Origin of the sequence: Streptomyces sp. NBC_01506 (assembly GCF_045040295.1) — a bacterium.
Classification (GTDB): domain Bacteria; phylum Actinomycetota; class Actinomycetes; order Streptomycetales; family Streptomycetaceae; genus Streptomyces.
The window spans coordinates 3,589,071-3,612,517 of sequence record NZ_CP109422.1 but is presented as its reverse complement, the minus strand read 5'-3'; the positions used below and the strand labels follow the sequence as shown (position 1 = coordinate 3,612,517).

14 protein-coding genes are annotated in these 23,447 nt (G+C 68.6%); 9 read left to right on the top strand and 5 right to left on the bottom strand.

Translation table 11 applies throughout. The features are described 5' to 3' along the window. Positions 1–97 precede the first annotated feature (97 nt). Entirely contained in the window at positions 98–4,306 is a 4,209-nt protein-coding gene (locus OG329_RS15680; protein ID WP_405801856.1) for a LamG domain-containing protein, read from the top strand. A gap of 188 nt (positions 4,307–4,494) precedes the next feature. On the opposite strand, the gene OG329_RS15675 is transcribed toward OG329_RS15680, so the two are convergent. Next, a complete protein-coding gene (locus tag OG329_RS15675; RefSeq protein WP_405802239.1) occupies positions 4,495–4,662 on the bottom strand; it encodes a hypothetical protein in 168 nt (55 codons plus the stop codon). Here OG329_RS15675 and OG329_RS15670 point away from each other — a divergent pair. From OG329_RS15670 to OG329_RS15655, 4 genes are all read left to right on the top strand, one after another. Then, positions 4,661–11,347, top strand: a complete 6,687-nt coding sequence (locus OG329_RS15670; protein WP_405801855.1) for an RHS repeat-associated core domain-containing protein — start codon at positions 4,661–4,663, stop codon at positions 11,345–11,347. The genes OG329_RS15675 and OG329_RS15670 overlap by 2 nt on opposite strands. Before the next feature lie 67 nt (positions 11,348–11,414). Next, positions 11,415–11,768, top strand: coding sequence for a hypothetical protein (locus tag OG329_RS15665; protein ID WP_405795738.1), 354 nt, complete (start codon positions 11,415–11,417; stop codon positions 11,766–11,768). A gap of 207 nt (positions 11,769–11,975) precedes the next feature. After that, positions 11,976–13,679 (top strand): RNA ligase family protein, encoded by a 1,704-nt coding sequence (locus OG329_RS15660; RefSeq protein WP_405795737.1) that lies wholly within the window; start codon positions 11,976–11,978, stop codon positions 13,677–13,679. Continuing rightward, entirely contained in the window at positions 13,679–16,522 is a 2,844-nt protein-coding gene (locus tag OG329_RS15655) for a poly(A) polymerase (protein WP_405795735.1), read from the top strand. The genes OG329_RS15660 and OG329_RS15655 overlap by 1 nt, the downstream gene beginning before the upstream one ends. Positions 16,523–16,557: 35 nt before the next feature. Here the strand turns inward: OG329_RS15655 and OG329_RS15650 are convergent, their stop codons facing one another. Further along, the gene (locus OG329_RS15650; protein WP_405795733.1) at positions 16,558–17,568 is read right to left on the bottom strand and encodes a 2-deoxy-5-keto-D-gluconate 6-phosphate aldolase domain-containing protein; all 1,011 of its coding nucleotides are present in this window, start codon (positions 17,566–17,568) and stop codon (positions 16,558–16,560) included. Between the two features lie 207 nt (positions 17,569–17,775). On the opposite strand from OG329_RS15650, the gene OG329_RS15645 reads away from it, so the two are divergent. After that, complete coding sequence (locus tag OG329_RS15645; protein ID WP_405795731.1) at positions 17,776–19,047, top strand: MFS transporter; 1,272 nt, start codon at positions 17,776–17,778, stop codon at positions 19,045–19,047. A 55-nt stretch (positions 19,048–19,102) separates the two neighbouring features. On the opposite strand, the gene OG329_RS15640 is transcribed toward OG329_RS15645, so the two are convergent. The 3 genes from OG329_RS15640 to OG329_RS15630 are packed head-to-tail and all read right to left on the bottom strand — an operon-like array spanning position 19,103 to position 20,167. Beyond that, the gene (locus OG329_RS15640; protein WP_405795730.1) at positions 19,103–19,318 is read right to left on the bottom strand and encodes a hypothetical protein; all 216 of its coding nucleotides are present in this window, start codon (positions 19,316–19,318) and stop codon (positions 19,103–19,105) included. Positions 19,319–19,345: 27 nt separating this feature from the next. After that, positions 19,346–19,675, bottom strand: a complete 330-nt coding sequence (locus tag OG329_RS15635; protein WP_405801854.1) for a BTAD domain-containing putative transcriptional regulator — start codon at positions 19,673–19,675, stop codon at positions 19,346–19,348. Positions 19,676–19,690: 15 nt separating this feature from the next. Further along, a complete protein-coding gene (locus OG329_RS15630) occupies positions 19,691–20,167 on the bottom strand; it encodes a hypothetical protein (RefSeq protein ID WP_405795729.1) in 477 nt (158 codons plus the stop codon). A 355-nt stretch (positions 20,168–20,522) separates the two neighbouring features. Here OG329_RS15630 and OG329_RS15625 point away from each other — a divergent pair, with 355 nt between their 5' ends. The 3 genes from OG329_RS15625 (at position 20,523) to OG329_RS15615 (ending at position 23,390) form a co-directional block, all read left to right on the top strand. Then, complete coding sequence (locus OG329_RS15625) at positions 20,523–20,801, top strand: hypothetical protein (protein ID WP_405795727.1); 279 nt, start codon at positions 20,523–20,525, stop codon at positions 20,799–20,801. After that, positions 20,798–22,108 (top strand): Nramp family divalent metal transporter, encoded by a 1,311-nt coding sequence (locus OG329_RS15620; RefSeq protein ID WP_405795726.1) that lies wholly within the window; start codon positions 20,798–20,800, stop codon positions 22,106–22,108. The genes OG329_RS15625 and OG329_RS15620 overlap by 4 nt, the downstream gene beginning before the upstream one ends. A 130-nt stretch (positions 22,109–22,238) precedes the next feature. Beyond that, positions 22,239–23,390, top strand: a complete 1,152-nt coding sequence (locus tag OG329_RS15615) for an oxalate decarboxylase family bicupin (protein ID WP_405795724.1) — start codon at positions 22,239–22,241, stop codon at positions 23,388–23,390. The last annotated feature ends 57 nt before the right edge of the window (positions 23,391–23,447 follow it).

Sequence of the window (23,447 nt, the reverse complement as noted above, 5' to 3'; positions counted from 1 at the left end):
ATCTTCATTTTCATGGGTGGGGTGTGTGGTCGTGTCCGGGGGGCGTATCCGTGTGCGCAGCTTGCGAGCTGCGCTGGCCGTCGCGTTGAGCTTTGGAATGATCGTGGGGTGGTTCCCCTCCGTGGTGTCCGCGTCAGCGGTGCACCCCAATCGGGCCACGGCCACAGCGGAGCGCGCCGACGCCGAGACACCGGCTCTCTCCGAGGCGGACGCGTTCGCACAGGCCAAGCGATCCGGCGAGGACGTAGAGGTCGTATCCCTGCGCGGCGAGAGCAGCGAGACGTTCGCGACGCCCGAGGGAAGCCTTGAGGCGCGCGAGTATCTGCGCCCGGTGTGGACACGCGTGGACGGTGAATGGAAGCCTGTCGACACCGATCTGGTCCGGTCGTCCGACGACGGCACGGTCCGACCCGGGGCGACGACGGTGGGCCTGGCCTTCTCCGGTGGTGGAGACGGTCCGCTGGTACGGATGGAGCGGGCGGGCCGGGCGCTGGCGCTGTCCTGGCCGCTGGGAGAAGTGCCCGTACCGGACATGGACGGTGCGACGGCCATCTACCGGGAGATCCTGCCCGATGTGGATCTGCGCCTCGGTGCGCAGGAAGACGGGTTCACTCAACTGCTGGTGGTCAAGTCGGCCGAGGCGGCGCGGAACGAGGCACTCTCGGAACTGAGACTGGCTCTCGCGACCGAGGGCATGGACGTACGAACGACCAGTTCCGGCGGTCTGGAAGCGGTGGACGCCGGCGCTGCGGGGACCGTCTTCGAGGCCGCGACACCAGTGATGTGGGACTCCAGTCCGAGCGCCGGAACCGGCGAGATCACGTCCTCGCCCACGCGGTCGGCAGACGGATCGATCGCCGCCGCCGAGGGGGAGCCCGGCCCTGGCGAGTCGGGGAAGCTCGCGCCCGTCGGTGTGGAAGTAACCGCCGACGGCGACGAGTTGTTGCTCAAGCCCGACGCGGACGTCCTCACGGGTGAGGACACGGTGTACCCGGTCTTCATCGATCCGCAGTGGTACTCACCCAAGGCGTCGGCCTGGACGATGGCTTCCAAATACTGGGCCTCGGCGCCCCAGTGGAGGTTCAACGGCAAGTCCGACGAAGGCTTGGGGTACTGCGGCTGGGACTATTGCGCACCGCAGGACACCAAGCGGCTCTTCTACCGGATCTCCGTCTCCAAGTTCGCGGGAAAGTCCGTTCTCAGCGCCGAGTTCGTGGTGCGGAACACGTGGTCGGCCTCGTGCACGGACCGCAGTGTGGAACTGTGGCGCACCAAGGACATCTCCTCGTCGACCACATGGACCTCGCAAAATGCCTCCGGTTTCTGGATCAAGGAACTGAGCGCGAAGTCGTTCGCCTACGGATACGAGGGGTGCGCGGCCAAGGACGCGGAGTTCAGTGTCAAGTCGGCGGTGCAGGAGGCCGCGGACAAGAAGTCGTCGACCATGACCTTCGGGCTGCGGGCCGCCAGTGAAGGCGATCGCGTCGCGTGGAAGCGCTTCTCGGACAGAGCGTTTCTGCGAGTCGAGTACAACCGCGCCCCCTCGCAGATCAAGATGTCGCAGTTGGCGATGGAGTACGGCGGAACGTGCAAGAAGCCGGCGACCGCCGCGCGCGTGCGCACGCTGGGGAAGATCTACGCGAACAAGGTGACGGACCCGGACGGTGACAGCGTCCGGGTGCAGTTCCAGGCCAAGTGGGACTCCGGCGACGGCAAGGGGCTGATCGCACGCTGGAGCCCGTCACTGACCACCGCGAAGAAGTCGGGTTCGAGTTTCTCGATCACGCTGCCCGCGTCGGTGCCGGTCAACAAGCAGGTCAACTGGTACGCGCGTACCTACGACGGCGCGCAGTACTCGCCCTGGTCGTACGCGGGCGACGACCCGACGGGTTGCTACTTCGTCTACGACACGAGCGTGCCGAAGGCCCCCGCGGTGTCGTCCGGGGAGTACCCGGCGTCCGACCCCGAGGACCCTGACGACCCGTGGTTCGACGGAGTGGGCAAGTACGGCACGTTCTCGTTGAAGGCGGCCGACTCCGACGTGACGAATTACTGGTACGGCGTCAACGGCGACCCGAGCTCGAGGAACACGCTGTCCACGTCAGGCGGTGCGGAGAAGAGGGCACAAGTACTGCCGGCGGAGCCTGGACTCAATTTCATCACCGCTCAGGCATTCGACGCGGCGGGCAACGGCAGCGAGATCCGCACCTATCAGTACCGGGTCAAAGCCGGCCAACCGGAGCGCGCCGCCTGGCAACTCGACGAGAACGCGGGGGTGACCGCCGCGCAAGGCACTTCAGGCCCGCGGGTGGCCGCGCTGCGTGGTGGCCCAGTCACCGGCGTCCCCGGAGTGAAGGGGAGCGCGGTGTCCTTCGACGGGGTGGACGACTACGCCGTCACGGACATTCCCACGGTGAACACCGAGATCGGCTTCTCCGTCTCGGCCTGGGTGAAGTTGTCCAGCGTGCCCGATCACGCGGCGATCATCGCGGCTCAGCCGGGCAATCACTCACCGGGCTTCGAGCTCTACTACTCCCATTCCTACGGCCGTTGGGTGTTCAACCAGTACACCTCGGACACGGTCGGCGCCCCCGTCGCGCGTGCGATGGCTCCGCAGCCGGGCGGTGTGGTGGCCGACCGGTGGACGCATCTGGTGGGTGTCTACAGCGGGAGCACGCAGGACCTGCGCCTCTACGTCGACGGCGCGTTGGCGGGATCCACGCCGTACTCCACGGCTTGGGACGCCAGGCGCGGATTGCAGATCGGGGCCGGCTCCTACAGTGGAAGTCCGGGCTCGTTCCTGCCCGGACAGATAGACGAGGTACGGATATTCGACAAGCCGGTGAGTGCCACCGAGGTGGGACGTCTGTTCCGTCACGAGTCGATCGGGACCGGCCGCACCGCCCGTACCCTTTTCCCCCTCGATGAACCCGCCGGGGCCGTGGAAGTGACCGGGCGCGCCGACACCCAGCCGCTCAACCTGGTCGGCGACGCACGGCTCGGCGCAACCGGGGTGGCCGGCAAGGCACTGAAGCTGGACGGGACCGGGGACTACGCGCACACCGAAGCCCCGCACGTCGATACGCAGCGTCCGTTCACGGTCTCCGCGTGGGCGAAGCTCGATCGCAGCCCCGGTGAGGCGGCCACTGTCGTCGCGCAACTGGGGCAGAACCGGCCGGGCTTCGAGTTGTACTACTCCAAGTCCTTCAACCGATGGGGTTTCACCCAGTACTCCGGTGACGTTCCGGGTGCCACGCAGGTCCGCGCCGTACAGCCCGAAGGGACTTCCGCACGGGTGGGGGAGTGGGTCCATCTCGTGGGTGTCCACGACGCGACCGCCAACACGTTGACGCTGTACGTCAACGGCGTGAAGTCCGCCAGTGTCGCTCAGCCCGCCGCCTGGTACGCGGGCGGCCGGGTCCAGGTCGGCGCGCTGAGCATCGACGGGGGTGATCTTATTCAGAACTTCCCGGGCAGCATCGATGACGTCCGCTTCTTCGACCGCCCGGTGGCGGAGGACGAAGTACGGCAACTGTTCCAGCAGCGCCCGCTCGTCAAGGCCCGCTGGAAGTTCGATCAGCCCGGAACGACGACCTCACCGGACGACTCCGGCGAGGGGAACGACCTAACGCTGGGCGGTGGCACGCAGATCGGGTCCGGCTGGGTGGACGGGGGCCTGATCCTCGACGGCGTCAACGACTATGCCTCCAGCGCGGCGGTCCCGGTGGACACGAGCACCAGCTTCACCGTGACGGCATGGGCCCAGGCGGCCGCCGTGCCGCAGACGGGAGTGACGCTGCTGAGTATGCCCGGGGCACAGCAGAACGCCTTCGCGGTCCGGTATCTGCCGAGCGCGACACCCGACACGGATCCGGGACGCTGGCGGATCTCAGTGCCGGATGAGGACGGCGTGGGCGCCGGGTCCGCCGATGTCGACAACGGCCAGTTCTACAGTCCGGCCGACTGGACACATCTCGCACTCGTCTACGACGGATTCGCCAAACGGCTCCAGCTCTACGTGAACGGCGAACTGGAGGAGTCGGCCTGTGTCGACGCCGACGGAAATGGCGAAGGCGACGATACGGCCTGTACCGACAGGATTTCCTGGTCCGAGAACGTGATCTCTTTCAAAGCGACCCAGCCTCTGCAAATAGGCCGGCTCAAGAGCGGCACGTCGTGGGGGCAGTACTGGCCCGGTGTCCTCTCCGACGTATGGGTCTTCCAAGGCACTTTGACGGCCGACCAGGTCATTCAGCTTGCGTACGGAATGCCGGGCATGCCGACGGAAGTCCCTTCGACCAGTTGATCCTCGTACGTCGCTGAACGGCGCATCTTCCAATTCGGAACGCCATTCGGGATCTCGCCGAATGCCCGTAGTGAGGAATTGAAGGACGGCATGAACGGTAGACCGAGCTCACGTTTTCGGCACTGGCGGGGGCGCGTCGCGCTCGCTTCCTCGGTTGTCCTGATCGCGACACTGCTGCAAGGCGCCGCTCAGCCGGTCGTCGCCATCGCGGACGACGGCAGTGCGGGGTCGGACATCCCGACAGCGGAAAGCCCGATCGAGGGCGGTGTCGGCTCGGTTGAACCACGCACGGCGATGAAGGAGCCACGGACGCCCAAGGAGCCTCCGAACGAGGCGTGGCCCGAGGCCGCGTCCATGCGTGTGACGTTGCCTTCCGCCTCCGCCTCCGCCTCGTCCGGCCGAGCCGCTGCCGCTTCGGCCGCAGGGGTGCCTGTTGCCTTGAGTGCTCCGAAGGGGAAGGGACCAGCGGCGGCGCGCGGCGAGGTCGAGGTGCGTGTACTGGACCGCAGGACAAGTGAGCGGGCCGGGCTGGACGGGCCGCTGTTCACCTGGCGGCTCGGGCCCGAGCAGGGCGACGGAGCGGTGGGCGAACGCGACGCGACCGCCGTGGCCGGAGACGTGAAGGCCCGTATCGACTACTCGTCCTTCGCCCAGGCATACGGGGGCGGGTACGCGTCCCGCCTGACGCTCGTCGAACTCCCCGCGTGCGCGGCATCGACGCCGGAGAAGGCGCAGTGCCGTACGGGCACAGCGGTGCCGACCGTCAACGACACGGAGAAGCGCACTCTCACCGCGGAGCGTCTGAGCCTGCGGGCCGGTGCGCCGACCGTCCTTGCCGCGGTGGCCGACGCGGAGGGCGGGACGGGCACGTACAAGGCCACCCCGCTCTCGCCGTCGGCGACCTGGAGCACCAATCTCAACACCGGTGACTTCAACTGGTCGCACGACATTCCCGTACCGGATGTGCCGGGCAGTCTTAAGCCCAACTTCGGACTCTCCTACGCCTCGGGCGCGATCGACGGCCGTACCGGATCGACGAACAACCAGTCATCCTGGGTCGGGGACGGATTCGATCTCTCCCCCGGGTTCATCGAACGACGCTACAAACCCTGTGCCGAGGACGGCGTCAAGGATGCCGACGGCAACGAGCCCGGCGATCAGTGCTGGGCCTACGACAACGCGTTCATCTCCTTCAACGGCAAGGGCGGGGAACTTGTCCCGGCGGGCGAGGGCACCTGGAAGCTGAAGGGCGACGACGGCACGAAGATCGACCGCCTCACGTCCACCAACCGGGGCAACGGGGACGCCGACGGCGAGTACTGGCGGCTGACCGACCCGCAGGGCGTCCGTTACTACTTCGGCTACCACCGGCTGCCCGGCTGGGCCGAGGGCAAGGAAGCCACCAACTCAGCCTGGACGGCGCCGGTGTTCGGCGACGACTCGGGTGAGCCGTGCCACGCGGCGACCTTCGCCGCCTCCTGGTGCCAGCAGGCCTGGCGGTGGAATCTCGACTACGTCGTGGACACGCGCGGCAACGCCGTCGCCTACTACTACGACAAGGAGGAGAACTCCTACGGCCGTAACCTCGAAGCCGCCGACAACACCCGTTACACACGTGGCGGTTACCTCGACCGGATCGAGTACGGCCTGAAGTCGTCCTCGATGTACGGCACCGAGGCACTCGCCCAGGTGGACTTCACCAGCTCCGAGAGGTGCATCCAGAACACGCAGACGGATTGCGGGTCCATCACCACGGATTCGGCCTACTGGTACGACACTCCATGGGACCTGAACTGCGACGCCGGCGAGGACTGCGACGACGGCCGGCTCTCTCCGGCCTTCTTCACCCGTAAGCGGCTGACAGCCATCACCACCGAGGTCCTGGTGGCAGGCGGGTACGAGAGCGTCGACTCCTGGAAGCTGACCCATCGATGGGGCATGGCCGACATCGACTACCAGCTGCTGCTCGACTCGATCCAGCGGACCGGTCACTCCGCCAGCCCGGCGGTCACTCTTCCCAAGACCACCTTCGCGTACACCCAGCACGCCAACCGTCTCGACAAGACCGGTGACGGCTACGCCCCGTTCATCAAGAGCAGGCTCTCTTCGGTAGACGACCCGACCGGCGGCCAGCTCGCCATCAACTACACGGCGGCGGCGTGCGACTGGAACGCCCTGCCGACGCCTCAGTCCAACGCGACACGCTGTTTCCCCCAGTACATCGGGGGCAGTTCCTCCGACGACCCGGAACGCCAGTGGTTCAACAAGTACGTGGTTGATTCCGTCACGTCGTCCGACCGGACCGGTGGCGCGCCGGACCAGGTCACCCGGTACCAGTACCTCGGCAACGCCGCCTGGCACTACGACGATGACGACGGTCTGACAAAGGAGAAGCACAAGACCTGGTCGCAATGGCGGGGATACGGACAGGTACGCGTCCAGACCGGCGGCCAGGGCGGCGCGGACGCGATGAAGTCGCAGGAGGACCACTATTTCCTGCGCGGCATGGACGGTGACCGCAAAGAACCGTCGGGCGGCACGAAGAGTGCGTCGGTCACCCTCGCGGCGGGCGAGGGCGACCCGATCACCGAGCATGAGTCGGCGGCCGGTTTCGCCTACAAGACCGTCACTTACTCCGGACCTGGCGGCAAGATCCTGGCCAAGACGGTGAACCGGCCGTGGCATCACCAGACCGCCAAGAAGGAACGGGACTGGGGCACCGTCACCGCGAACTTCACCGGGACCACCGCGTCGAAGAAGTGGACATCGCTCGACGACGGCGTCGGCACCAAGTGGCGTACGACATCGACGGGGACGGCGTACGACACCGTCGCCGGCCGGGTCACCGAGGTGGACGACTTCGGTGACACCACGACGTCCACCGACAACAAGTGCGCCCGGACCACGTACGCCACGAACACCGAGAAGAACATCCTCTCGCTGCCTTCCCGGTCGGAGTCGGTCGCCACCTCCTGTGATGCCACCACGCAGCGGCCCGCCGACGTACTGTCCGACTCGCGTATCGCGTACGACGGGGGTGCCTACGGCGCGGCGCCGGAAAAGGGTGATGCCACCGCGACCGCAGTGCTGAAGAAGTACAACGGCACCGCTCCCTCCTATCTGGAGTCGGGCGCGACCTTCGACAGTTACGGCCGAGTCTTCACCAGTACCGACATCACGGCCGACGTGACCGTGAACTCGTCGGGCGCGGTGGTGCGGACGCCACGCACCGACGGCCGCGTCACCACCACCGTACGTACCCCCGACACGGGCTTCGCGACCTCGACCGCTGTGACCGGACCGCCGGCCAAGGCCGGGGACGCGACGACGGCACAGAAGACGACGAGCACCTTCTCGGTCTCGCGCGGCCTGCCGCTGACGCAGACGGACACCAACGGCAAGGTGACGACCTTCGCCTACGACGCCCTCGGCCGTTCCACCAAGGTCTGGCTGGCGGACCAGCTCACCGGGCAGACACCGGCCTATGAGTTCACCTACCGGATGGTCGAGGGCCAGCCGGTCGCGGTGGGGACGAAACTGCTCGGAAACAGGGGTGTCCAGCGCACGTCGTACACGATCTTCGACGGCCTGATGCGGGAGCGCCAGGCACAGGAACCCGGCCCGGACGGCGGTCGCATCCTCACCGACGTCTTCTATGACGAACGCGGCCTGACAGCGAAGAGATTCGCGCCCTACTACGTGACGCAGCCGCCCACCACCACACTCTTCGAGCCGGACAACGCGCTCTCCGTGGAGACGCAGTCCCGTCATACCTTCGACGGTCTGGGACGTGAGACCGAGGCACGGCAGATCGCCGGAAACGGTGACGGCGGCGCGGTGGTGAGCACCACCAAGACCATCTACGGCGGCGACCGCGTCACGGTGATTCCGCCGGCCGGGGGCACCGCCACCACCACCCTGACGGACGCGCGGGACAGAACTACGGAACTGCGCCAGCACCACGCACGGTCCGCCGGTTCGACGTACGACACGATGGCCTACCAGTACACGCCGCGCGACGAGATGGCGAAGGTCACCGACGCCGCGGGCAACCGTTGGAGCTACACCTACGACACGCTCGGCCGGCAGATCGAGAGCGTCGACCCGGACAAGGGCACCACCATCAGCACGTACGACGACCGGGGCCTGCGTACGTCGACCAAGGATGCCGAGAACACCACACTCGCGTACGTCTACGACGGCATCGGCCGCCAGACAGAACTGCGCAAGGACTCCAACAGCGGTGAACTGCGCGCGAAATGGGTCTACGACACGGTCAGTGGCGCGAAGGGGCACCTGGCCGAGTCCATTCGCTACGCGGGCGGCGAGCAGTACACGTCCAAGGTGGTCGCCTACGACCGTCTGTACCGGGTGCAGCGCTCCAGCGTCACGATCCCCGGCGCGGAGGACGAGCTGGCGGGCACCTATGTGAGCGGCACCGAGTACAACGTGTCCGGCTCCGTACAGAGCGTCGGCCACCCGAAGGCCGGGGCGCTGCCCCCAGCGGTCATCGGCTACGAGTACGAGGACGCCACGGAGCGGCTTCTCAAAGTGACCGGCATGGGCGGGCTGTCGTCGACCGCGACGTACAGCCTGACCGGCAAGCCGCTACAGTTCCGCCTCTCCGCCGGAGGAAAGGCCACTCAGGCGACCAACACCTACGAGTGGGGCACCCAGCGTCTGGCGACCTCCCGGGTGGACCGGGAAGACATCGCCGGTGTCGACCAGTTCAGCACCTTCCGCTACGACGAGGCGGGCAACGTCCTCTCCGTCTCGGACACTTCTCGCTCCGGGAACGACACGCAGTGCTTCACCTACGACCATCTGCGGCGCCTGACCGAGGCGTGGGCACAGGGGCAGTCCACCTGCCCGGCGCAGCCCGCCGGCGGGGCTGTCGGAGGCCCCGCGCCGTACCGGCACTCGTACACCTACGACAAGGTCGGCAACCGCCTGACCGAGACCATCCACGACCTTGGGGGCGACAGCGCCAAGAACACCCTCCGCACCTACGCCTATCCCGACCCCGGGACGCCTCAGCCGCACAAGCTCGACTCGATCACTCGGACCGGACCGACCGGCACGGCGCGGGACACCTTCGGATACGACGACAACGGCAGTACCACCAGCCGGACGGTCGCCGGTGACGAACAGAGCCTCACCTGGGACGCCGAGGGGCGGCTGGCCACGCTCTCCGAGCCGGTCGAGGGTGGACCGGCGAAGGTCACGTCGTATCTGTACGACGCTGACGGTAACCGTCTGATCGGTCGCACCCCGGAAGAGACCACGCTCTACCTGGGCGCCACGGAGATCGTGCTGCCCAAGGGATCGACCACCCCGAAGGCGACCCGCTACGTCGACCTCGGCGGCGGCCACCAGGCCGTCCAGAAGGACGACGGAACCATCTCGCTGACGATCGCCGACCATCACGGCACCGCCCAACTCGCTGTCGACGCGGCGACTCAGCAGCTCACCCAGCGCCGCACGCTGCCCTTCGGCGGCACGCGTGGCGAGGAGACGGGTGTGTGGCCGGGAACCAAGGGATTCGTCGGCGGCACAGCGGACGTCGCCACCGGACTGACCCACCTGGGCGCCCGGGAGTACGACCCGTCGACGGGCCGCTTCCTGTCGGTGGACCCGGTGATGAACCTCGCCGATCCGCAGCAGATCCACGGCTATGCCTACGCCAACAACAACCCGCTGACGTGGTCCGATCCGACCGGGCTGTGGTGTGACTCGTGCAACGGGGGCGCGGGATGGCCGTCGGAGGACGGCTATACGGAGGAAACGCCGTACGAGCCGAACGACATTCCGGATGTGGGGTCGGGCGGGGGCGGTTCAGGTGGCGGTGGCTCGGTTGGGGGCGGTGGGGGCGGTGGTGGTGGCAAGAAGCCGGTGCTGGCCGGCATCGAGATCCCTACGGAGAAGGAACTCCGTGCCTGGACGGGCTACGGAGATCGCAGCTACACACAACTGCTCGTTCTCTGGGGCAATGGACGGTGTGGCGACGATCCGACCAGTGAGCTCTGCGCTGCGGTGAACGAGCTTGGCTGGGTCAGCCCCACCAAGGACTTCCTCGAAGTGATCGGGGTACGTGACGCACAGAGATGCTACGGCGGAAGCGTCAGCGCGTGTGTCTGGACGGTGGCCGGTCTCGTTCCGGTGGGGAAGATCGGCACGGCCGCGAAGCTTCTGAAGAAGGGCGACAACGCGGGCGCGGCGAGGCTCGGTTGCCCCACGCGGCACAGTTTCCCACCGGGAACTGAGGTGCTCCTCGCGGACGGCACCACCAAGCCGATCGAGGACGTCAAACTCGGTGACGCTATTACCGTCACCGATCCACTGAGCGGGGAAACGGCGACCCGTACGGTTGTGGCCACCATCGTCACCGAGGACGACAAACGCTTTGTCGATCTGACGGTGGAGTCGAAGAGTGGCGATTCCTCTGAGCTGATCTCGACAGTGACCCACCCGTTCTGGGTCGAATCCGCCGACGCGTGGATCAACGGAGGCGATCTCGAGCCCGGCATGTCACTCCGAACGGCGGACGGTGACACTGCTGAGGTCAAGGCAGCACGGGAATTCGACAAACGGCAGCGTACGCACGACCTGACTGTCGAAGGCATCCACGCCTACTATGTTTTGGCGGGTGTCGCGCCGGTTCTGGTGCACAACAGCGGACCGTGCGGCCCGGTCAAGGGGGCGGTGGGGGAAGCAAGAGCTATCCGAGAGCTTCAGGACCGGGGTTACACGATCATGGGGACGCACGTGAAGCTTGAGGCTAAGGACGGGACGATATCGTATGTTGATGTCGTCGCTACCAGGAACGGTCCGGGGTTGGGTGCGCCGGAGTACTTTGAAGTGAAGAATGGTCCTTCAGCTAGGCTGTCACCGCAACAGAAGACTGTGTATGGGCAGCTTGGGGATGGAGGGAATGTGATTCTCCGATCTGACCAGATGAGTGCTTGGGGCTTGAAAAGTGGTGATTTGCTCCCGCAGGCCGACGTCGGCATGATTCTTTATGGCGGAGCAAAGGCATGGTAAGAGGGGCTGGGGAAAGGTAATTGATAAGTACTCGGATCTATTTTCCGCGGAGCGAGATGAGTGCGAGATGAGCTACGACCTCGCGGTTTGGTACGGGGGTGCCCCATCCAGTGATCGCGAAGCGGCTAGGGTGCATAATCGCCTGTACGACGAGTTCATCGATGGTGATGAGCTTTTTCCGGTGATGCCCGTCATTGTCGAATTCCTTGCCGCCCTTACTGAGCGTTGGCCTGATCGAGACACTGGGGAGGATACGCCTTGGGCTGCAACTCCAATTTCTGCGGGAGCGAGCGGGCCGTACGTTTACATCGCTCTAGCCTGGAGTAGTGCAGATGTGGTGTCTGCTTATGTGGCACAGGTTGCCAACAGGTTTGAATTGAACTGCTTTGACCCTCAGATGAAGGCGCTTCGGGCCGGATAGATCCCGCAAGTGTCGGAGGGAACTCTGATTCTCTCGGGGTGAAGCTTGCGCGGTTCTGTTCTCCGCCGCGGTTGCGTTTTCCAGGGGTTCGGCGCTTATTAATATGCCTCTGCGGATGTGTCCAGCCTCAGTTAATCGATCGACTGTGTTCCCTGGCGCTCCTAGGGTTGCCGGGCAAGCAGTCATGGGCCGGCGGGGGAGCAGGGCATGCGTACGGCGTATCCGCGGACCGTGCATGTGCCTTGGTCGCCCGGCGTCGCCTCCGACGATGTGCGGGTTGGGGACCTGGGTGGGCTGCGGGGGCGGGAAGTTGTCGTCACCGAGAAGATGGACGGGGAGAACACCACCCTGTACGGCGACGGGCTGCACGCCCGGTCGCTGGATTCCGGGCATCATCCGTCGCGGGCCTGGGTCAAGGCCTTGCAGGGGCGGGTTGGGCCGAGGATCCCGGACGGGGTGCGGGTGTGCGGGGAGAACATGTACGCGCGGCACTCGATCGCGTACGAGGGGTTGGAGAGCTGGTTCTACGGGTTCTCCGTGTGGGACGGCGAGTGGTGTCTCGGCTGGGACGAGACCGTGCGGTTTCTGCGGCGGCTGGGGATTCCGGTGCCGCCGGTGTTGTGGCGCGGTGTGTTCGATGAACGGGCCCTGCGGGGGCTGAGGTTGGATCCCGCGCGGCAGGAGGGGTTCGTCGTACGGAGCGTCGAGGGCTTCGTACGTGAGGAGTTCGGGCGGCGGCTGGCCAAGTGGGTGCGGCCGCATCACGTACAGACCGATACGCACTGGATGCACGCCGCCGTGGTGGAGAACGGCCTCGGGGCGGGTGCCGCGTTGTGGGACGTGCGGTCGGGGGGTCCGGTGGACGCGGGGGCCGTGGCGCGGGCCGTGGGGGTGGCGGGGGACGAGGACGCGGCCCGGGAGGTCGTCGGGCGGCTTGACGGCGCGGGGCGGCACGGGGACGACCGGCTGAACGGTGTCGTCGCGGCGCTCTGCCACGACGCGCCGCGCGGGCGGCTCGCGGGCTCGCTCGTCGCGCCGCTCGGGATGGCGCAGGCCCGGCGCGTCGCCGATCTGGTGGGGCTGCACGCGGGGTTGCACCGGCCGTTCCCCGACGAGGCACGCCGCGAAGGGCTCGCGCGGATGGGCGTCGCCGCCGACCTGGGGGTGTTGCACGCCGTCGCGGGCGCGGTGGCGGCGGACGGGCGCTCGGGGGAGCAGGTCGAATGGTCCGCGCTGGTCGCCGAGGAGGCCGGGCTGCTGGGCCCCGACCCGCTGGAGGCCCTGCGTACGGGGGTGCGTGGCGCGCTCGAAGGGCTTGGGCCGGACGTCGCCGAGCGGTGTTGGGCGCAGGCGCGGGACCTGTGGGTCGAAGGGCGGCTCAGTACGGTCGAGGAGGCGGTGGCCGCGACCTGGCGGTGGCGGGGCGGGGACTTTCCGCGGCTGGTTCACCTGGTGGGGCCTTCGGGGAGTGGGAAGAGCACCTTCGTAGGGGGTCTGACCGGGGTCGGGACGCGGGTCTCGTTGGACGAGCTGCGGGAGTCCCGTGGGTCCCGCGCCGATCAGCGCGGCAACGGGGACGTCCTGCGGGACGGACTGGATCGGCTCGACCGCGCGCTCGCGGCCGGGGGAACGGTCGTGTGGGACGCCACCTCGCTCAACCGCCAACAGCGGTCCCTGGCAGGCGCGTTGGCGCGGCGGCGCGACGCGTTCGTCACGCACGCCGTGCTGCTCGTGGACGAGGCGGAGCTGGTCAGGCGCAACGCCGTACGCCCGCATCCGGTGCCGCGGGACGTACTCGCGCGGCAGTTGGACCGCTTCGTACCGCCGTATCCGGGGGACGCGCACCGGACGTGGTACGTCGGTGCGGGCGGCGCCGTGGAAGACATGGACAGCGTTGAAGGTGGTGTGTGATGCGGACCAGCGATCAGTTGTACCACCAGGTGCGCTGGGACCCGCGCTTCGATCCGGCCCGCTTCGTCCTCGGCGTCAGCCGGCGAGGTACGAGCCCCGGCCGGATCCCGCTGCCCGCGTTCGTGCCCGGCGGTGATATCCCGTGGCACCGCGTGCTGTTCGTGGAGGCGGACGGTGAGGTGGTCTGGGACCGGGTCACGGGCGTGGACCGTATCGACACCACGGACGCGGGGCGGGTGCGCCGACCCCGGCTGCTGCGGGCGCCGTTCTTCACGGCGGGGACGGCTTACGCGTACGACGGGGCTGACTGGCGGCCCGCGCGGGCCGTGCCGCCGCCACCCTCGGCCGCCCCGCTGCGCGTTCTGACCTGGAACACCCTCTGGGACCGCTACGACAGCGACCGCGTCGACACCGCCGCGCGCCGCCCGATGCTGCTCGCCGCCCTCGCCGAGTCCGACGCGGACGTTGTCGCGCTCCAGGAGGTCGAGCGCGAGCTGCTGGCGATGCTGCTGAACGAGCCCTGGGTGAGGGCGAGTTACACCATCGGCAGCGATCCGGACGGGCGCGCCGTGGACGACAACGGGCTGCTGCTGCTCAGCCGGCTGCCCGTACGCGAGGCCGGGCACCACACCCTCGGCTCGCACAAGGCCGTCGTCGCGCTCACGGTGGAGACCGCGTCGGGGCCGGTCGTCGTGGCCGGCACCCATCTGAGCAGCGACCACTCCAAGGACGGCCCGGCCCGGCGCCGTAACGAACTCGCCGCCCTCGCCGAGGGGTTGGGCGGTATCGACGCCGAACTGATCCTGCTGGGGGATTTCAACGACGGCTCCGGTGGGGGCGAAGGCCCGGCCGCCGCGCTCGGGCTGCGGGACGCCTGGAGTGAGGTGTACGGCTCCGAGGACCGCACTCCGACATTCGACCCGGTCACCAATCCGCTGGCGGCGGTGGCCTCGCTGTCGGGCATCCCGGCCCGGCTCGACCGGGTGCTGTTGCGGGGGAGCGGGGTGGTCGCCGCAGCAGCGCTGCGGGGGGATACGCCGGACGCGCGCGGGCTCTACATCTCCGACCACTACGGGGTGGCGGCGACAGTCAATCATGGTGCGGTGGACGGCAGTTCGGGTGCGGTTGTGTTCGACGCGGCAGCCGACGCCCGTACCGCCGTCGCCTGGATACCGCCCCGCGAGCTGTGGCCTCCCCTCCAGGCCGTACGGCGTGAGCACGATCCGCAGGTCGACCGCTGGCCGCCGCATGTGAACGTGCTGTTCGGCTTCGTCCCGGAGTCCGACTTCGACCGCGCGGCCCCGCTGGTCGCCGCTGCCGCCGCCGAGACCGCGCCCTTCGCGGCGCGTCTGGCCGGCGTACACACCTTCGGGCACCGCGAGGACGCCACGCTCTGGCTCGATCCGGCCGGTCCTGACGGCGACGGGGAGTGGGCGGAGCTTCGGCGGGCGCTCGAACGGCGGTTCCCGCGCTGCGGCGGGCGCCGGGCCGACGGCTTCACGCCGCATCTGACCCTCGGGCGGAGCCGCGACCCGCAGCGGGTCGCGGCGGGCATCGAGGGCAGGCTCGGCGAAGTGGCCACCACGGTGGGGGAGTTGGCGCTGCTGTCGCGCAGAGGCGACGAACCGATGCGCGTACGGGCGACGGTCGCGCTCGGTACGGGCGAGATCAACTGGGCTGTGGATCCGGACGACGTGCCGACCGCGAACGGGCCTTCCACCGACGCGGGCGGGGCCACGCGGCTGCTCGCGGGCGCGCTCGGAGAGGGCGCGCTGCATGTCGTGGGCTCCCGCCGCATGGGCTGCGCCCTCGCCGGCGCGGATCTGGACCTGGTGGCGGCGCTGCCGGGCGCGGCCGTGGACATGGATGAGATCCGGCGGCGGGTGACGGCCGCCCTGACCGCTCTCCCGGGCGGCGCGTCCGACGTACGCGAGGTGGTCGGCGCACGCGTGCCCGGACTGCGGTTCACCGTGGGCGAGTTGGGCGAGTTGGGCGTCGATCTGGCGGTGGTGGCGACCGGCCCGCTGCCGACGGCGCGGGCGGTGGAACGCCGCGCCGAGCTGGGCGAGGCGGCGGCCGTCGCGCTGAGCGCGGTGAGTGACGCGGTGGCCGTACGGGACGCGGTCGGCGACCGCCACGACGCCTTCGCCGGGCTGGCGCGGGAGGTGAAGACCTGGGCGCGAGCCCGTGGCCTGGACTCCGCTCCTTTCGGCGGGCTGCCCGGCCTGGCGTGGGCGGTGCTGGCGGCGCGCACGACGGGCGAAGCCGGGAGCCACGTGGGTGGGGACGATCTGCTCGGGCAGTTCTTCGGGACCTGGGCGGCCTGGGACTGGCGGGTACCTGTCGGTCTCACAACGGCCGTGTCCGGTAGGGGAGTTACCGCACCGGTTACCGTCCTGACCCCTACCGAACCGATCCGCAACTGCACCGAACAGGTCGGCCCCGGCCACCGCGACCTGCTGGTCCACGAGCTGTACCGGGCCTGGGAACTCCTGGACAGCGGCGCCCCGCGCGCCGCGCTGTCCGCGCCCCCGCCGCTGCACCGCAGACACGCCGCGTGGGCGGTGGCGACCGTGGCCACGCGACGCCCGGACACAGCGGGCCGCTTCCGGGGCCGCGTACGGGCGCTGCTCACCGCCCTCGAAACGGCCGGGGTGCGGGACGCCCACGCCTGGCCGCGGCCGTTCGCGACGGACGGGGACCGCGCCACGTACGCGATCGGCCTGGGCACCGACCCGCCGGACGCCACCGCGCTCGCGGCGATCGTGGAGCCGTGGGGCCGGGGTCTGCGCGACGTGGACGTCACATGGGCGCGGGGCGGCGACGTACCGACTCCGCGCTGAGCGGCGGAAGCCCCCGGCCGGCGACGGCTCTCCCGTTACCAGGGCTGGGGGTCGTGGCCGGGCGGCGTGGCCTCGCGTGCTTCGAGGTAGTAGCGGGCGAAGTCGAGGTACTGGCCGGCGATTCGTCGTCGGGTCTCGTCGTTGCTTGAACGGTGGTGCAGGTGTGAGTGCAGCGCGTCCCACCAGATGCTGCGGCCGATCGCGAACCCTACGAAGCCGGGCACGGGTGCCGCGATCTTCAGCCAGTGGTCGAGCCGGCTGTGCGTCGCGTGGCGGCCGAGCACGATGCATCGGGCCGTACGCCCGTCGCGTTGGGCGGCGGCCAGCACGGCCACGGTGTCCTCGTGGCGTTCGAGTCCTTCGATCTTCCAGATCGCGGGCTCCACACCGTGGTCCTGGAGATACTCGATGACGGCGACCGTGAGTCCGGGCCGGATCTCGGCGTCGTAGCGTGCCGTGTCGTCACCGACGGCCCGCTTGTCGGATTCGCTTGCCGGAACGAGGAGTTCCAGGATCAGCGGCCGGCCGGCGTCCGTGGCCCATGACGAGACCTCGGCCAGATCCTCGGCCTGCCGTGCGCGGTCACCCGGGTCGAACCCCGGATTGTCGCGCACCAGGACTTTCGCGTGGTCGGCGGGAAAGAATTCCGCGTGGCGCCGCCATTGGTCACCGTAGGCGAACTCGAACCATTCGCTGCCGCTGGCCTCGATCGGCACCGACAGGTTTACCGCGCCGCCCGAGCGTCCCGCGAGTTCGATGGCGTCGGCGCCGTACTGCTCGTCAATGAGAATTCCAGGCTGTGCGCTCGCCGGAAGCTTTTCCGCGGCGTCGAGCAGTGCCTGGTAGATCAGTAGCTTGTCGGCGCAGATACGCGCCGCCTGCGCCGGGCTGGGCGGACCTGTGAGGCCGTAGAGACCCGTTTCAAGGCTGTTTCTGTGGTCCGCCGCGAGGATGAGGAGCGTCTTCCCGCCGGGCGCGGTCGCGGGCGTTGCCGCGGTCGCTGTCCCTGCCGACTTTTGCGGCTCAGCGAGAGGAACGTCGGTCATGGAGACCTCCTCGAGCGGCAATGACTACCTGCATTCAGGTTGCGTCCGCGGGCGCGTCTTGTCCAACGCGGCCGGTTCGCCGGAGCAGCCCGCGATCATGTGCTTTCCTGGCCTTTTTTGGCTGTGCGCCGTCCGGAGCTCCGAAGGATTCACAGGCCGCACCGGCCGCCCGTGGAGCCTTCGGAGCCTATGAAAGCGACTACGCGCATGTCGGCAGAGACCACACCGCCGGGGCGGCTGCACCGGCTCGGAGCCGCGCTCACCGTCCCCAACTTCCGGCGATACGTCGGCGGCCAGGCGCTGTCCATGATCGGTACGTGGGTCGAGACCGTCGCCCAAGGTCTGCTGGTCCTGCACCTCACCCACTCCGGGACGGTGCTCGGACTGTCCACGGCCACTCGTTACGCCCCGGTCCTGCTGCTTTCGCCCTACGCGGGACTGCTGGTGGACCGGTTCTCCAAACAATGGGTACTGCTGGTCACCCAATTCGGCCTCGGCTTCGTCTCCCTCCTGCTCGGACTCGCCGTCCTCACCGGCAACATCGAGCTGTGGCAGGTGTTCGTCCTCGGCGTCGCCTTCGGGACCTTCAGCGCCGTCGACAACCCCGCCCGGCAGGCATTCGTCTCCGAGGTCGTCGGCCCCTCGCTCGTGCGCAACGCCGTCACCCTCAACTCCACCCTGATCAACGTGGCCCGGGTCGTCGGACCGACGATCGCCGCGCTGGTCGTCGCCTCGGCCGGGATCGGCTGGTGCTTCATCATCAACGCCGCCAGCTTCCTGCTGGTGATCGCGTCGCTCCTCTCCCTCGACACCACGAAACTGCATCCGGCGAAGCCCACTCCGAGGGCCGGGGGACAGTTGCGGGACGGGCTGCGTTACGCGGCGGGAATCCCCGACATCATCCGACCCGTGATCATGATGGCCCTCATCGGGACGTTCGCCTTCGAGTTCGAGGTCAGCTTCCCGCTGCTGGCCCACGACACCTTCGGCGCCGGGGACGCGGCGTACGGATGGCTGCTCGGCTCCTTCGGCCTGGGCGCCGTGTGCGGCGGGCTCTACGCCCTCGGCCAGGACAGAACCGGCGTTCCCCGCCTCACGCGGATCGCGGTCTGCTACGCGGTGGCGATGGGGCTGCTCGCCGTCGCCCCGACGCTGGGGGCGGCGCTCGGCGCATCGTTCCTGGTGGGGCTGGCCACCATCTTCTTCCTCACCACCGGCAACGCCACTGTCCAGCTCGCCGCCGACCCCCGGTACAAGGGGCGGGTCATGGCCCTGTGGTCGGCGGCGACCGTGGGCAGCACGCCGATCGGCGCCCCCGTCATCGGAGCCGTATCCGAAGCGCTCAACCCGCGCGTCGCCATCGGTCTCGGCGCGCTCGCCTGCGTGGCCGCGGCCGTGGTCGGCCGGACGGCGGCGGGTAAGGGTGGAAGCGCGGGGCCGGGGCCGGGGCCCAACGGCCGTACGGGGACGGGGAGATGAGCGTCGCCCGGTCGCCCGGTCCGCTTGTCGGCGGGTCGGCGGGCGGCGGGCGGTGTTATCCGTCCGGGCCCTTCTCGCTCTCGGTCCACTGCTCAAGCCACATACGGACCTGCTCGCAGACCTCGTCCAGGCCGGCCGCGGTCGCGTATACGACGGGAGCGTGTCGCACGCTGTCGACAACCAGTAGCCGTGAGCGCAGAGCCGGTGTCTGGCCCGGCTCCAGCCACACGCGAATGATCATTGTGCCGGTGGGATTATCAAGAGCAGCCATGACTTCACGGTCACGGACCGGCGACACCTAAACGTCACGGCCCGCGTCACGGTGGTCCGGGCGCTTGGCGGCGACCGTGTCCGCCACCAGGTGGCGCAGCGAGGACGACGGCTCCACTCCCAGCTCGCCGCGCAGGAGCTTCCGCAGCGCCTCGAAGTGCCGGACGGCCTCGCCGACGTTCCCCTCCGCCACGTAGGTCTCGATGACCTGCCGGTGAGCGCTCTCCCGTAGCGGCTCCCCGGCCACCGCCCGCAGCGCCGCGTCCAGTGCCTGCCCGAAATGGCCCGCCGACCGGTGGACGTACGCGAGCGATTCCAGCGCGTGAAGGCGCATCTGGTGCCGCCTCTCCCGCTCGATGATGACCCACTCGTCTCAGGCCTCCGGCAGGAGATCGCTGCTCAGGGCCTGGTCCGACAGGTCGAGTTCGAGGTCGAGTTCGAGGTCGGGAGGCGGCGGCGAAGTCCTGTCCGGGGTTTCCCGGCCCGAGTGCTCGGCCAGCGATATCGCGCGGTGCAGGGTCTCCTCGGTGACGGCCAGATCGGTCTTCAGGTCCTGTGACACCTTCAGCGTGCTCGCCGTGGCGACGACGAGCGGCCGGCCGTCCTTGGGCAGCCGCCACAGAGCAGAGCGCAGACAGCCCGCCGCTTGGCTGCCGGGGGAGTCCGGCCACATTTTCTCGGCGACGTATTCGCGGGTGGCCGTGCGGCGGCTGAGTACGAGCAGACTCAGCAGGCGCTGGCCGGCGGGGGCGAGCAGGACGGACCGCCCGTCGTATCGCAGATCGAAGCTGCCCATCAGCGTCAGATGAGGACGGCTGTCCGGACGGGCTTCGTCGGAACGCGTGTGCATCGCATCTCCTCACAGGCCACAACGTCGGTTCACAACGGCCGGTGTCACCGCGGTGGATGAGTCTCGCGATTCCCATTGGAACACCGAGACTCCATCGGCACATTCGCACGGACTCGCTGTTCCGGCGCGCGTACGCAGCGCGATGATCTGTATCCCTTGAGACTTTCTTCCGGCGTCCAATGCGGTGTCCAATGCGGCTTTCGCGGTGGCCTTCGATTCGGCATCCGCGTGCGGTGACGCCGGTGACGTGGCAGTGACGGCCCGGTGACCCCGTTGCCTCAATCTCTTCGCAGTGACCCGGCAATTGCGCAGTGACCCGGTAACGGGGAACGGCAAGGGGACGAGAGGAGAATCCGTGTTCGCGCACCGCTCCGCTTCTTCGCCATCGCCTTGTTGGTACGTGTCTCGTAATCCGGTCGGTCTTTCCGGACGAGTTCGGCGCACCCGCTTCTCGAGCTGGATCTATGACGCGATTCTGCTGTTCGTCGTCGTCCTGGCCGCGACGCAGCAGATGCTCGGCCGGGGACTCCTGCTCGCGGCCTTTCTCCTGTGCCGCGTCGCCCTTCGCCTGCACGCTCGCGGTCGTCGCACGCCTGCCTTGGCCGACCGCCCGGACGGAGGGCAGCTTCGATGACCGCTCCGGTCGACGCTCGTACGACGAGCCCCGTGGCCGTGGAGGACGCCGGACAGGTCCTCGGCGAGTTCCACGACATCCGCTCCACCCGTGGCAGGTGGCGGTTCCGTCTCGCCCTGCTCGGTCCCGCGTTCGTCGTGGCCGTCGCGTACGTCGACCCGGGGAACGTCGCGACCAACGTCGAGGCCGGTGCGCGCACCGGCTACCTGCTCGTCTGGGTGGTCGTACTGGCCAACTTCATGGCGATGCTCGTGCAGTACCTGTCGGCGAAGCTCGGGCTCGCCACCGGGAAGAACCTCGCCGAGCAGTGCCGTGAACTCGCGCCCCGGTGGCTGAGCCGGCTGCTGTGGACGCAGGCGGAACTGGTCGCCATGGCCACCGACCTCGCCGAGTTCGCCGGAGCCGCGCTCGGGCTGAACCTGCTGTTCGGCATGCCGATCCCGCTCGCCTGCCTGGTCACGGCCGTGGTGGCGTTCGCCATCCTCGCCTGCCAGCAACGGGGCTGCCGCCGCTTCGAACTCGCGGTGCTCGCCCTGCTGCTCCTCGTCGTGGCGGGAGTCGGCTACGACCTGCTGACCGTCGGACATCAGTCGGGGGACGGCCTGGCCGGCGGCATGGTGCCCCACCTGGGCGGCGAGACCACCGCGATACTCGCGGCGGCCATCGTCGGCGCCACCATCATGCCGCACGCGATCTACCTGCACTCGGCTCTCACGCAGCGCAGGGTGCTGACCGAGAGCCCCCGCGACCGGCGTTTCCTGCTGCGCTTCCTGCGCATCGACTGTGTGCTGGGGTTCACCATCGCCGGCGCCGTCAACCTCGGAATGCTCTGCCTGTCGGCGGCTCTCTTCCGTAACTCGTCCCTGGGAAACCTGGACGCGATCACCGCCGCGCACAACGACCTGGGCAGGACGGTCGGCGGTGGAGCGGCGCTGGCCTTCGCGGTGGCGCTGTTCGCCTCCGGGATCTCCTCCGCGAGCGTGGGTACGTGCGCGGGGCAGGTGGTGATGCAGGGGTTCCTGCGGCGGCGCATCCCCCTCTACGCACGGCGGCTGCTGACGATGGCTCCCGCGGTGGTCATCCTGTGCGCGGGGATCCCGATCACCTCGACTCTCGTCTTCAGCCAGGTCGTCCTCGCGTTCGGCATCCCGTTCGCCCTCGTCCCCCTCGTCGTCTTCACACGGCGGCGGGACCTCATGGGTGCACTGACCAACCGGCCGCTGACCACCGGGGCGGGCGCGGTCGTCTGCGGCCTGGTGATCTGCATGAACGCCTACCTCATCCTGACGATGATCAAGGGCGACTGAGACCTTCCCCGAACCGTCCACCGTCCACCGTCCATGTCCACCGACCGATCCCCCATCTCCCGCCTCCCGCCTCCCGCCCCTCACATCTCACCTCTCACCTCTCACCTCTCACCTCCGAAAGGACTCGGTCATGACCGACACCACCGAACGCCAGGTTCCGCAGCCCATCCGTGACGGTCAGGGGGCCACCGACACCGGCCCGCGCAGTCTGGCGGTGGACCTCGAGAACCCCGACGTCCTCGTTCCTCCCGAGCAGGACGCGGGCACGATGCCGAATCTGAAGTTCCCCTTCAGCCAGGCACACATGCGACTCGACGCGGGCGGCTGGGCCCGCGAGGTGACACAGCGCGAGATGCCGATCGCCACCACGCTCGCCGGCGTCAACATGCGGCTCAAGCCCGGCGGGATCAGGGAGTTGCACTGGCACCTCCAGTCCGAGTGGGCGTACGTCCTGGAGGGCAGTTGCCGGATCAGCGCCGTCGACCAGGAAGGCCGTAACTTCCTGGAAGACGTCTCGGCCGGCGACCTCTGGTTCTTCCCCCAGGGCATCCCCCACCACATCCAAGCCCTGGACAAGGGCGTCGAGTTCCTGCTCGTCTTCAACGACGGGAACTTCTCCGAGAACAACACGTTCCAGGTCACCGACTGGTTCAACCACACGCCCCCGTCCGTGCTCGCCAAGAACTTCGGCGTCTCCGAGGCGGACTTCGCGGCGATCCCGCAGTCGGAGCTGTACATGTTCAACGGCGCGGTCCCGCCCCCGCTGGAGTCCGACCGGATCGTCAGCCCGACCGGCAACGTACCGAGCAGCTTCAAGCACAGCCTCGACTCCCAGACGCCCCTGCGCACCAGCGGCGGCAACGTCCGGATCGTCGACTCGACCAACTTCGCCGCCTCCACGACCACATCGGCCGCTCTGGTGGAGATCGACCCCGGCGCGATCCGCGAGCTGCACTGGCACCCGAACAACGACGAGTGGCAGTACTACATCTCCGGGAAGGGAAGGATGGGCGTCTTCGCCAACTCGGGCCACAACAGGACGTACGACTTCGGGCCCGGTGACGTGGGCTACGTCCCGTTCGCCATGGGCCACTACATCGAGAACACCGGCGACGCACCGCTGCGGATGCTCGAGATGTTCAAGGCACCCCGCTTCGAGGACGTCAGCCTGTGCCAGTGGATGGCACTGACCCCCGGCGAACTGGTCCAGCACCACCTCAAGGTCAACGACCGGGTCATGGACTCGCTCCGCAGGGAGAAGCAGCCGATCTTCCGCCCGTAGGGCGTGCCGGCCGAACGACCGACCCCGTAGAGGGAGCCGCCCGCCGGGTGGCTCCCT

Bases quoted from the DNA above. Each gene is read 5' to 3' on its own strand.
- OG329_RS15615 (WP_405795724.1), top strand. From the start codon at position 22,239: ATGACCGACACCACCGAACGCCAGGTTCCGCAGCCCATCCGTGACGGT.
- OG329_RS15680 (WP_405801856.1), top strand. From the start codon at position 98: ATGATCGTGGGGTGGTTCCCCTCCGTGGTGTCCGCGTCAGCGGTGCAC.
- OG329_RS15630 (WP_405795729.1), bottom strand. From the start codon at position 20,167: ATGCACACGCGTTCCGACGAAGCCCGTCCGGACAGCCGTCCTCATCTG.
- OG329_RS15620 (WP_405795726.1), top strand. From the start codon at position 20,798: ATGACCGCTCCGGTCGACGCTCGTACGACGAGCCCCGTGGCCGTGGAG.
- OG329_RS15665 (WP_405795738.1), top strand. From the start codon at position 11,415: ATGAGCTACGACCTCGCGGTTTGGTACGGGGGTGCCCCATCCAGTGAT.
- OG329_RS15675 (WP_405802239.1), bottom strand. From the start codon at position 4,662: ATGGACGCGGCCTCGGGCCACGCCTCGTTCGGAGGCTCCTTGGGCGTC.
- OG329_RS15645 (WP_405795731.1), top strand. From the start codon at position 17,776: ATGTCGGCAGAGACCACACCGCCGGGGCGGCTGCACCGGCTCGGAGCC.
- OG329_RS15655 (WP_405795735.1), top strand. From the start codon at position 13,679: ATGCGGACCAGCGATCAGTTGTACCACCAGGTGCGCTGGGACCCGCGC.
- OG329_RS15670 (WP_405801855.1), top strand. From the start codon at position 4,661: ATGCGTGTGACGTTGCCTTCCGCCTCCGCCTCCGCCTCGTCCGGCCGA.
- OG329_RS15640 (WP_405795730.1), bottom strand. From the start codon at position 19,318: ATGGCTGCTCTTGATAATCCCACCGGCACAATGATCATTCGCGTGTGG.
- OG329_RS15650 (WP_405795733.1), bottom strand. From the start codon at position 17,568: ATGACCGACGTTCCTCTCGCTGAGCCGCAAAAGTCGGCAGGGACAGCG.
- OG329_RS15660 (WP_405795737.1), top strand. From the start codon at position 11,976: ATGCGTACGGCGTATCCGCGGACCGTGCATGTGCCTTGGTCGCCCGGC.